Below are 10,367 nucleotides of genomic sequence, written 5' to 3' on the forward strand. Positions count from 1 at the left end.
CTGCGGGCACGTTCATTCGCCGCCCAACAGACGGAAGCTGCCCTCAGCTGCGCAGTCCTCAATCACATGCTGGCCTGCGCACGCCCGAAATCCGTCCGGTGTAGAAAAGCTACCGCATAGCCGCGGCATCGGAGACCGAATTCCGCTCGCAATACGACCGATGCACCAGCGCCATGCAGCATCATATTGCGTTCAAGAACGGTGACGCCATCATTACCGCTGGCCACGATTCCCTGATATTGGACGGCGTTGCCAAAGCCGATCTTGATGCAGGCGATTTCACCTTCGCAATGTAGCGCTCCTCACCGCGCCAGCGCTGCCGCAATTCCCGTCTTTGTACGCAGCGGCAGCGCCGGGATATTCCTGCGACGAGCACTCGATGAAATCCCATAGGTCTGGCGGACTGCGCCACATGGCGCCGATTGACCTGTCGCCGGATCTGCTGCCGAAACCTGGAAACCGGCTGTGCCGCCAAGAATGTGGTGAAGCGAACGTCTGCCGTTCAGACGATGCCGATCCATTGGCCGGCAGCAACTGAACAATTAACTCGAGGAAACTTTTGTCATGGCCAAGCACATCATCGATTCCGACTTCACGAACACTTACGAAATCAAAAAATCCGCTGACGATTGGACATTTACGAAAGATCACATCGACGACATATGGAATCCATGTCGGCGCGAATTTTGACGGCAATACAATTGAGATCGACGGTGCGGTACACGGCGATCAAGCGGGTGTTTTCTGTGAATCCGACGACACCACGATCCATATCGGGTCAACCGCAAAAGTAACCGGCAATGCAGGGATTGCGGTTACCGGCGACAATATTTCCGTCGTCAACGACAGCAAGATTGCGGCAGCCGCCTATGGCGTCTTCAGCGGCGCCACACACCTGACATTCACGAACGAAAACACCATCAAAGCCGATTCGGCCATCTACGTTGTTTCAGATACCCATATCGTCAATGCGGAAGGGGCCACCATCATCGGCAAGACGTTTGCCGTCAGTTTGGGCTCGTCGAGCCTGGTCAACCACGGAGCGATCACCGCGACACAAGACGCCGTGGTCGGCGGTGATGGTACGACGACCGTGGTCAATGATGGCACGATCACCGGCAATAGATCTCGGCGCTGGCGATGACCGATTCGACAATCGTGGCGGCGTCATTACCAACGATATGAGCGGGGTGGTGGGATCCATAGGCAACGATACGCTGATCACCGACAGCGCCAAGGTGAAGCTCATCGAAGACTTTGACCAAGGGACTGACACGGCGTTGGTGCGCGGATCGTTAATGGCATTGGCGTAGGTGGTCGGCAATCGCAATAACTGGTCTTCTGTAACGATGCCTTTCAAATACAACGCCTCCCGCCGCCATCGCATCGACAAGATGAAGTTCAAAGTGACGAGCTGGGCGGAATATGAGGCCGGTCTTCGTCGGCGCGGTAGCATGACACTTTGGATTTCGCCGGAAGCGATGTCGTCCTCGCAGCCGCCGAAGCGCACGACGCGCGGTGGCCAACCGCGCTATTCCGACCTGGCGATAGAGACCGCTTTGACGCTGGGATTGGTGTTTGGCTTGCGGCTGCGCCAGACGGAAGGATTTCTGGCTTCGGTGCTCAAACTTATGGGCCTCGATCTCGCCGTTCCCGATCATACGACCCTAAGCCGGAGAGCAAGCAAACCGAGAGCGCCGAACAAGCGGCAGGTGTCTCGTCTCGCGGACAAGGCACCAGTCCACGTCCTCATCGATAGCACAGGCTTGCAGATCTACGGTGCAGGCCAATGGCTAGAGGAAAAGCATGGCGCCAAGTCCCGTCGGAACTGGCGAAAGCTGCACCTGGCGCTGGATGCCGACAGTGGCGATGTCATCGCACAGGTCATGACGGACCAGGATGTCGGTGACCCCTCTCAAGTTGAGCCGCTGCTCGACCAGATCGACATGCCGATCCATCAGTTCACGGCCGATGGCGCTTACGACGGCGAGCCGACTTACGACGCAGTCGTCAAGCACAGCACCGGTGCGGCGGTAGTTATTCCGCCACGCTCCAATGCGTCGGAACGCCAGCACGACGATCTCACCAATCAACGAAACCAACATATCGCGGCTATCGACGCCGATGGCCGGTCGAAGTGGCAAGTCGCTACGGGATATGGCAAGCGATCACTGGTCGAGACCGCGATCGGCCGGTACAAATCGATCATCGGCCGCCGGTTGAGGGCACGCTCATTCGCACCACAGCAGACGGAAGTCGCTATAGGCTGCGCCGTCCTGAACCGAATGCTCGCATGCGCACGTCCGAAATCTGTCCGGTGCAAGAAGGCTCCCGCATAGCCAGGGCACCAAAGACGGAAATCCGTCCTTTCAGCGATCAATGCACCAAAGCCCTTCAGCTGGGAACCGGTGGCGGCGATAAAGGGGATTACGAACGGTTTGGGTCATGCCGCAAAATCGCACAGGCCAATCGCCGCGGGGTTAACGTTACGATACCCTTGCGACGATGCCGTCTGTGCGACACGCTCCAATTTGACCTCGACATGGCAAGAAATAAACCTTGCTGTCCGCATCCTTTGTTCCACGAGTCTTGATGATCTCGATGACGATCATGCCTAGCGATGAAAAATGGAAAATGCTCAAAGCGAAAAGAGGAGGTGTTACCCTCTCCTTCTAAACTCGCCACACGCTTCGTGGCGATACTTTTCCCTTATCCGAGCGGCTGACTGGTGCGTTGCTCGACCGCTTGACCCACCATGTCAGCATCCTGACCATGAACGGCGACAGCTACAGGCTCAAACAGTCCGCCGCCCGTCGCCGCGTCACGGCATCGGCGGCGGAGCAAAACCAGGCCACCGATCCCGATACCGGCGAGATCATCTCACGGTAATCAAAAATCGCCGCCGCCGACGTGGAAATGGCCCCGATCGGGGCAGCTGGCCTGCTTTTGCGCCGCCACACTGGCCTGGTTTTGCTCCGCCGTTGACAGTGAAGACATGATGTTCTCCCATCCCTGGGCTTGCTTGAGAGGTCAAAGCGCCGTCAGAGGGCAAATTCCGTCGCCCACGGGGCTGGCGCCGATCAACGGATACAGGATCATCTTGTCTCGGGCATCACACGATCGGGTGAGGCGGACAGAGGCGACCACCGTTCTTTTCAGGATCACGAATACGCAGCTAGCGGCGGCTTTTGCGGCACCAGAACGCCCGAAGCCAGCAGCACCAAGTTGGTGTGTGCCAAGTGCAACGGGAGCTCTCCCACTGCCTTATTGTCGGTTGCGGGATGCATATGCTCTCAGGCTAGCGATGGGGCGCCTTGATGGGAATAGAACCAGCGACCCGTTGCTACATAAGCTTCCGCCTAAGATTCCACATTGGTGAATATCGACTCGGCTCGGATGGATTGACTGGTTTGGGGCCGAGGAACGAACCCGCTGCGCGGGAGGGCGTCTGCGGCTGAGGCAGAGGGCGCAGGCTGGAGATTGCGCCTGGATTGAACGTCGTCCGGCAAGGGCAGAGCATGACGAGCTTCTTCAACAAAGGAGCCTGATCATGCATTACCCCCATCTCGACACGCCTATCAGCCCGCTGCGCCAGCGGTTGATCGACGACATGAACATGCGGCGATTCTCACGCGAAACGCAGCGCAACTATCTCTGCGACATTGGACGGCTGGCGACCTTCCTCGGGCGGTCACCAGACACGGCGACCGCCGACGACCTGCGCCGGTTCCAGATCGAACAGCAGCAGGATGGCGTTCCCGTTCCAACGATGAACAGCATCGTGTCGGCGTTACGCTTCCTCTTCACCCAGACCCTCGACCGCCCGGACCTGGCACGCAGGCTTGTCCGGCTGGCGCATCCTCGGAATTTGCCTGTGGTGCTGAGCCGCGACGAGGTTGCCCGATTACTCAATGCCACCACCTGCCTGAAGCACCAGGCAGCGTTGTCGGTCGCCTATGGCGCCGGCCTCCGTGTCGCTGAGGTTTCCATGCTGACGGTCACCGACGTCGATAGTGAGCGGATGCTACTGCGCGTCGAGCGTGGCAAGGGCGGGCGCTATCGCAATGCCATGCTTTCGGAGGATCTGCTCACCTTGTTGCGCCAGTGGTGGAAGGTGGGGCGGGCAGCAGGGTGTAATGCATCGCGACGGCTGGTTATTCCCAGGCCAACACGCAATGAAGCCGATCAGCACGCGGCAGCTCTATCGGATCGTCGTTGAGGCGGCCCAAGCCGCCGACATTGCCAAGCGGGTCGGGCCGCACACGCTGCGCCATAGCTTCGCCACCCACCTGCTGGAGGACGGCACAGACATCAGGATCATCCAGGTCCTTCTCGGGCACGCAAAACTCAACAGCACCGCCCTCTACGCCAAGGTTGCGATCAAGACTGTCCGCACGGTTACGAGTCCGCTCGACAAGCTCGGCCTGTTCAAGCTGGAAGAAGCCTCCCCCGACGGTTGAGCCTTGCGTGCCTCGATCGAGGTCGCCGACATCTTCCGTGCTGCCGGGGCGGCGTACCGACGCGCGCATGCAGGACATCTGAGCCTGCCGCAACTGAAGGTGATGTCGGCGGTCGAGAACTGCCGCACTGCTGCCCTCGGCGGTCACGTCGAGGCCTGCGAGGACTGCGGCCAGTGGCGGATCGCCTACAACTCCTGCCGCAATCGGCATTGCCCAAAGTGCCAGGGCGCAGCGGCAAGGACATGGCTTGCCGAACGCGAGGCCGATCTGCTTCCGGTCGGTTACTTCCACGTCGTGTTCACGCTGCCGGCCGAGGTCGCCGATATAGCGTTCCAGAGCAAGGCGCTCGTCTATGACCTGCTGTTCAAGGCGGCGTCGGAGACGATGCTGACCATCGCGGCCGATCGCAAGCATCTCGGCGCGCGCATTGGCATCACCGCCGTACTCCACACATGGGGATCGGCGATGACGCACCATCCGCATGTCCACATGATCGTTCCGGGCGGCGGCATCACGCCAGACGGAAGCCGATGGATATCATCGCGCCCGGCCTTCCTGCTTCCCGTACGCGTACTCGGCAAACTGTTTCGACGGCTGTTCCTCGCCCGGTTGGTCGCTCTGCACGATGCCGGGCGGCTCGGCTTCTTCGGCCCACTTGCGCATCTCGCCGAGCGGCAGGCATTCTTGCGGCATCTATCGCCGGTCCGGAAGAAGCGTTGGGTGGTCTATGCCAAGGCGCCGTTCGCGGGGCCGGAAGCAGTGCTCGCCTACCTGTCCCGCTACACCCACCGGGTCGCAATCTCGAACCGCCGACTGATCACCTTCGACGAAACCGGCGTCACCTTCCGCTACAAGGACTATCGTCGTGACGGCTGCGACCGGCAGCAGGTCATGACGCTCGCGGTCGATGAGTTCATCCGCCGCTTTCTGCTCCATGTCTTGCCGCGCGGCTTCCACCGCATCCGGCACTACGGCCTTCTCGCCGGCTCTGCTCGAAAGACCAGCCTCGCGCTCGCGCGCGACCTGCTGTGCGTCGCCGCACCGGTCGATGACGGCACATCGGGCGAACCGGATGACTTCCGCCCGCCATGCCCCTGCTGTGGCGGACGAATGATCGTCATTGAGGTGTTCGCACGCTGGAAGCAGCCGCGCGGACCACCGCATGCGACGGCGACAAACCGCGAGCCCGCTTCATGACCCGGCATGGCATGGTCAAGACTTCAGCCTCAGGCGCCCTGTCTTCGGCAACCGCCCCACACGCGTCCGTGGTGATCATCGCCGCCGACAAGGTTGCAGCGAGCCGGAGGCCACAATGGGAACGCCGTGCGGATGCGCAACGAAGCGACCTATCCGCATCCATCGCGCCACTGTCTGGCTGCAGTCGCGCTACCGCACAGATCAGCCGTAGATCAGAATCTCCATAGCCTCCGCCTGTGGTCCGCGGGTTCCTTCCTCGGGGACTTTCGTACGCCTGCCGGCGCCCGAAACTCTTCACGTGAGCGGACGAGCGGCTTGCGGTCAAACTTGTAGGAAAGCGGCCGTTCAAATGGGAAACTCGACAGCAGATTCCGGCTCCGAGGCGCCACCTCGCGTGCAATTCTCAACGGCCGCTTGCCGCCGACGGCGTAGAACCAGGCTCGTTTGTGCTGTAAGAGCCGACCATTTGCAGCGCATGCATAGGTCCCTCGGAGCGGCGTGGCGATGGTATGGAGACCGTGCGTTCTATGGCTTTTGATGGGTGTTTCAGCCTGCCTCTAGGCGCGGATTTGCGCGAGTCGGTATTCTGCGCATCCGAGAGTGAACCTGCAAAAAGCTATGCGGCACGAGCCGCTGCTTGCGCTATCAATGCTTCGTCCTTGGTCACGCCCCATTTGAAAGCGTCTCTGGTTACCAGTTTTCCGATATAGTCGATAAACGCCTGGCGCGGCTCCAGCGTCTGCAGACCAAGGCCCCAACCAATATGGGAGCCGACGTAGATATCCGCGGCGGTGAACCTATCTCCCGCAATGAAGGGATGTGCCTGGACCGCGCGCTCCAATTCACGCAGCGTCCGCTCATAGCTGCCGTAACCGAAGAAAAACTCCTGCTCCGGCGCCGGCACGAATTTGGCACGATGATTGGTGACGGCCTGTTCGATAGGACCGGCGGCGAAAAACATCCAACGATAATAGTCGGCGCGCTCTTCCGGAGTAGGCGCAAGGCCGGCTTTCGGAAAGGTCTCCGCGAGGTACGCGATGATTGCGGCGCTCTCGGTCACGGTGCGGCCATCGTGCACGATCGCGGGCACCTTGCCCATGGGATTGACCTCAGTGAAGAAACGGACCCGCTCGTCATTGGGATCGCTGGACACCGGCCGTTCAAGAGTCGCCCCACCCCACTCATCAAACGCGCTAGTCTTTTGATAGTCGATGACTACTGTCTCGTAAGGCTGGCCTACCTCCTCCAGCATCCAGCGCACAATACGCCCGCGCGAGTTCGGATTGGTGTAAAATTTGAGTGTCATGTTCAATCTCCTGATGTATGGCTGTTATTGTCTGAATCGCCGCCCGGCATGCGATGCAGGGATCTGCATCGGCGCCTCAGGAGCAGAAAATAAGGACGGAGGACGCCAATGCACTAGCAGACGGCGCCAGTAGACTTGTGAAAGACGCCAAATGCAGTGCTATATGCGCCAGACACTGTGACCACTGCCTCCGTCCCCCCGAGGGCCAGTCATGCATTAAAGACGTAGTTGCCGGTGCGCGATCTGGGTGGTGGCGCTCTGCCCCTGCGGGACAAGTTGTGCCCGTGGTCGTTTCGCCATCTGTGATCTCCAACTGAAGCTAACAAAATAGCCATGACCAAAGTGCCTTCTGACCGATGCAAATTGCCGAGGCCATTCTGGCAGTCGCTAGAACAACTGGGACTGCGGCCTTCAGCGGTCCTACGACAGGCTAGGCTTCCTGCGACGCTCCATCTCGACAACTCCGCCATCATCAGCACCCCGCAGCTTTTCGCGATCTGGAAAGCCATAGAGGCGCTCTCTGAAGACCCGGCCTTCAGCATCAGGATGGTGAGTGAGACCGGCACCGCCAATCACAAACTTGCATTTCTGGTGGCGTCCTACGCTGCCGACTTTCGGGATGGCATGGCGCGGATCGCCCGCTTCAACCGCCTGTGCAGTCCTGACCGCCTTTGTTTCGAGGAGCGCGACGGCAAAGTGTCTGTAACGATCGAGTGGCCTGCGGGCACAGACTTGGAGCCGCCCCTATCGGTAGATGCAAGCTTTGCCCTTTTGCTGGAACTCGGCCGACGCGGCACTGGCCGTCACCTGCGGCCAATCTCGCTGGAGGTGCGGCGGCCAAAGCCGGGATCGGACAGGCATGGCATTTTCTTCGACTGCCCGATCCATTTCGCTGCAAAACGCGATCACATGGTGCTGAATGCGGCGGATCTCGACCTGCCATTTCCCGGGCATAACCCCGAACTGCTCAAGATGCTGACCCCGGCGCTGGCGAACGCCGTGCGCGAGATTGAGGCGCAAACGACACTCGGTGAACTGGTGAAAGGCGCATTGAAGCGCACCATGGCCAGTGGCCGCCCGGATATTGCAGCCGTGGCGCACGCACTGGGGTTGAGTGAACGCACCCTGCAGCGGCGAATTAACGAGGAAGGCACGACATTCCGTACTCTCCTGACCGAAGCTAGACAGGAACTCGGTTCCCAGCTTCTCTCCGATCCCGCGATTGACACGGAAGAAGTGGCCTACCTGCTCGGATACCAGGACGCCAACTCGTTCTATCGTGCATTCCGTGAGTGGGAAAACATGACGCCCGGCCACTGGCGTCGGATCATGTCTCCGTCGGCGATGACTGCTTCGGGCGGCAGCTAAATAGAACTCAACGACCGGATAGGGGGCGCAAAGCCGACGCCGCCATGGTCGAGGAGTCCAACACCGCGTCAAATGCGCTGGCTGACGAGGCATTAAGGCCGAGGGGGGTATCGCCCAGTTCAAGCTCGGAGGATGGCAAAACGCGCAAGTTGCTGCGCTGAGATTCTAAAAAATGCTATTGGCGGCGGAGCGATGGCCCAATCCAGGCATCTTCCGGAATATACAGTATCTTATTGGTCAGTCCGTCGAGCATCCCTTTGCAGGACCGTCTCACTCAATTCGTTCGTTTTCGCATTTGGCCCGACCAGCCTATCGACTAGCAGCAATGTTAGGCCATGCATCGGAGACCAGGAGACTAAAATTGCTCCGTCGATTTTGCGCCTGTTCGCTGTAGTATTTGGAATGGCCCGCCCGTGCGCGCCGTCGCTGATCGCGGCCACCAGTCAGATCCTTATTTTTTCGGCTGCTGTTATTTCTATCTCAGGTCGCTCATTGTCCTGGCCCGTTAGAAGCCGCCGAACATCAGCCTATAGAGAGCAGGGTTTTTGACGACGCAACTTACATAGGCGTGGGCTATGGCCTACACCCTACCGTACACCGAGGAAGAATTCTTCGACGACCTGATGCGCGTGACGCGGGGCAGACAAACCAGACCCTGGCGCGCATGATGATCCGCAGGTCCAAGGACATGGTGGACCGCGCGCTGAGCTTCGGTCGGACGAATTCGTTTTTCCTGGGTGGCGGGCGCTCAATGTTGAATGCCCTCTATCGCATGGCAGAGAAGCTGGGCGTGCAGATCGCCCGTCAGGCGGAGGTCACGGACATCGAAATGGATTGCGCGCGGTTAGTGGCGGCGCGGGTGAAGACCCCACGCGGAACTCGTCGCCTGGGGGCCAAGAGCCTGGTCGCCGCCGCCGGCGGCTTCGAAGGGAACATCGAATGGCTTAAGGAAGGGTGGGGGACATCGCCGACAACTTCATGATACGCGGCATCCCTACAATCTAGGGACGCTTAAGACGCTGATTGCGAAAGGAATGAAGCAGATCAGCGACCCGACCCAGTGCCGTTGCCATCGATGCCCGTGCGCTGAAACTCAATGGCGGCATCATCACCCGGCTGGACTGCGTCGCCTTCGGCATCGTCGTGAACAATCGGTGCGAGCGCTTCTACGATGAGGGCGAAATCTGGCCCGAGCGCTATGCCATCTGAGGACGACTGGTTGCCAGCCAGCCCGATCAAATTGCCTAATCATCTTCGATGCACCGTCGCTCGAACCGTTCGTGCCGCCACTGTTCCCTCCCGTCACCGGTGACACGATCGAGAAACAGGCGACGCGCTCGAACTCGATCCCGTGTCGCTTCGTGCGACGGTTGACCAGTTCAACGCCGCAGTTCGGCCAGGCGAGTTCAACGACAAGATTCTCGACGGCTGTCGCACTGAGGGATTGACGCCGCCCAAGACCAATTGGTCAGGGCCGATCAAGACCGGCCCGTTCTACGCCTATCCCGTTCGTCTCGGCATCACCTTCACCTGTCGGCGTCGAGGTGGACGAGGAGGGGCGCATGCAACTGGCTGCCGGAGGGGTTGCCGAGAACATCTGGGCCGCCGGCGAGATCATGGCTGGCAATATGTTGGGACGCGGCTATGCCGCCGGAGTCGGAATGACCATCGGCAGCGTCTTCGGTCTTCTCGTCGGAGAAGGAGCGAGCCACCATGCAAAAAGGTAACGCCATGTYGTACGGCATCCCATGCCCGTCCGTGACCGACGTCCCACAGGCTCACCTCGATGGGCAGCACGGCTGATGACCTTCCGCCGTTCTGCCGCTACTGCGAAGGGCTGCCCGCGTTGCTATCGCTGCAGGGAAATGAAGTGATCGGTGGTGAATTCCTCCACGATCCATTTTCCGTTGAAGCGGCCGAGGCCGGAATTCTTCTCGCCGCCGAACATCATGTGTGGATAGTCGTGGATCGTGATGTCGTTGATGTGGGTCATGCCCGCTTCGATCTGCTGGGCGAAGGCGAGCCCGCGCGCTTCA

General features: G+C 59.9%; 7 protein-coding genes and 4 pseudogenes. 9 read left to right on the plus strand and 2 right to left on the minus strand.

Annotated elements, in window-relative coordinates; all coding sequences use genetic code 11:
- From AC1D06_RS41020 to AC1D06_RS41050, 7 genes and pseudogenes are all read left to right on the plus strand, one after another.
- Positions 1–120: pseudogene (locus AC1D06_RS41020) on the plus strand (IS5/IS1182 family transposase); the annotation flags it as partial.
- A gap of 292 nt (positions 121–412) precedes the next feature.
- Positions 413–538: a hypothetical protein gene (locus AC1D06_RS41025; RefSeq protein WP_477991180.1), complete on the plus strand. Its 126-nt coding sequence runs from the start codon at positions 413–415 to the stop codon at positions 536–538.
- Positions 539–559: 21 nt separating this feature from the next.
- A complete protein-coding gene (locus AC1D06_RS41030; protein WP_477991182.1) occupies positions 560–1,144 on the plus strand; it encodes a hypothetical protein in 585 nt (194 codons plus the stop codon).
- 205 nt (positions 1,145–1,349) lie between these two features.
- The gene (locus AC1D06_RS41035) at positions 1,350–2,339 is read left to right on the plus strand and encodes an IS5 family transposase (RefSeq protein WP_477991184.1); all 990 of its coding nucleotides are present in this window, start codon (positions 1,350–1,352) and stop codon (positions 2,337–2,339) included.
- Positions 2,340–2,712: 373 nt separating this feature from the next.
- Positions 2,713–2,889, plus strand: a pseudogene (locus tag AC1D06_RS41040) (ATP-binding protein); the annotation flags it as partial.
- A 661-nt stretch (positions 2,890–3,550) separates the two neighbouring features.
- Positions 3,551–4,460: pseudogene (locus AC1D06_RS41045) on the plus strand (tyrosine-type recombinase/integrase).
- Positions 4,461–4,463: 3 nt separating this feature from the next.
- Complete coding sequence (locus AC1D06_RS41050; RefSeq protein WP_477991185.1) at positions 4,464–5,657, plus strand: IS91 family transposase; 1,194 nt, start codon at positions 4,464–4,466, stop codon at positions 5,655–5,657.
- Positions 5,658–6,273: 616 nt separating this feature from the next.
- On the opposite strand, the gene AC1D06_RS41055 is transcribed toward AC1D06_RS41050, so the two are convergent.
- Entirely contained in the window at positions 6,274–6,963 is a 690-nt protein-coding gene (locus AC1D06_RS41055; RefSeq protein ID WP_477991187.1) for a glutathione S-transferase family protein, read from the minus strand.
- A 333-nt stretch (positions 6,964–7,296) separates the two neighbouring features.
- Here AC1D06_RS41055 and AC1D06_RS41060 point away from each other — a divergent pair, with 333 nt between their 5' ends.
- Both AC1D06_RS41060 and tcuA read left to right on the plus strand, forming a co-directional pair.
- Positions 7,297–8,331 (plus strand): AraC family transcriptional regulator, encoded by a 1,035-nt coding sequence (locus tag AC1D06_RS41060; protein ID WP_477991189.1) that lies wholly within the window; start codon positions 7,297–7,299, stop codon positions 8,329–8,331.
- Between the two features lie 584 nt (positions 8,332–8,915).
- Positions 8,916–10,058 (plus strand): annotated as a pseudogene (gene tcuA, locus AC1D06_RS41065) (FAD-dependent tricarballylate dehydrogenase TcuA); the annotation flags it as partial.
- A 122-nt stretch (positions 10,059–10,180) separates the two neighbouring features.
- Here tcuA and AC1D06_RS41070 read toward each other — a convergent pair.
- Positions 10,181–10,367: aldehyde dehydrogenase family protein (locus tag AC1D06_RS41070; protein WP_477991191.1), on the minus strand; the 187-nt coding region annotated here is incomplete at its 5' end.

The organism is Rhizobium sp. P2_G2, from assembly GCF_056403555.1.

What these genes read in the sequence shown, in the direction of transcription:
- AC1D06_RS41025 (WP_477991180.1), top strand. Translation starts at nt 413, where the DNA reads ATGGCGCCGATTGACCTGTCGCCGGATCTGCTGCCGAAACCTGGAAAC.
- AC1D06_RS41035 (WP_477991184.1), top strand. Translation starts at nt 1,350, where the DNA reads ATGCCTTTCAAATACAACGCCTCCCGCCGCCATCGCATCGACAAGATG.
- AC1D06_RS41055 (WP_477991187.1), bottom strand. Translation starts at nt 6,963, where the DNA reads ATGACACTCAAATTTTACACCAATCCGAACTCGCGCGGGCGTATTGTG.
- AC1D06_RS41060 (WP_477991189.1), top strand. Translation starts at nt 7,297, where the DNA reads ATGACCAAAGTGCCTTCTGACCGATGCAAATTGCCGAGGCCATTCTGG.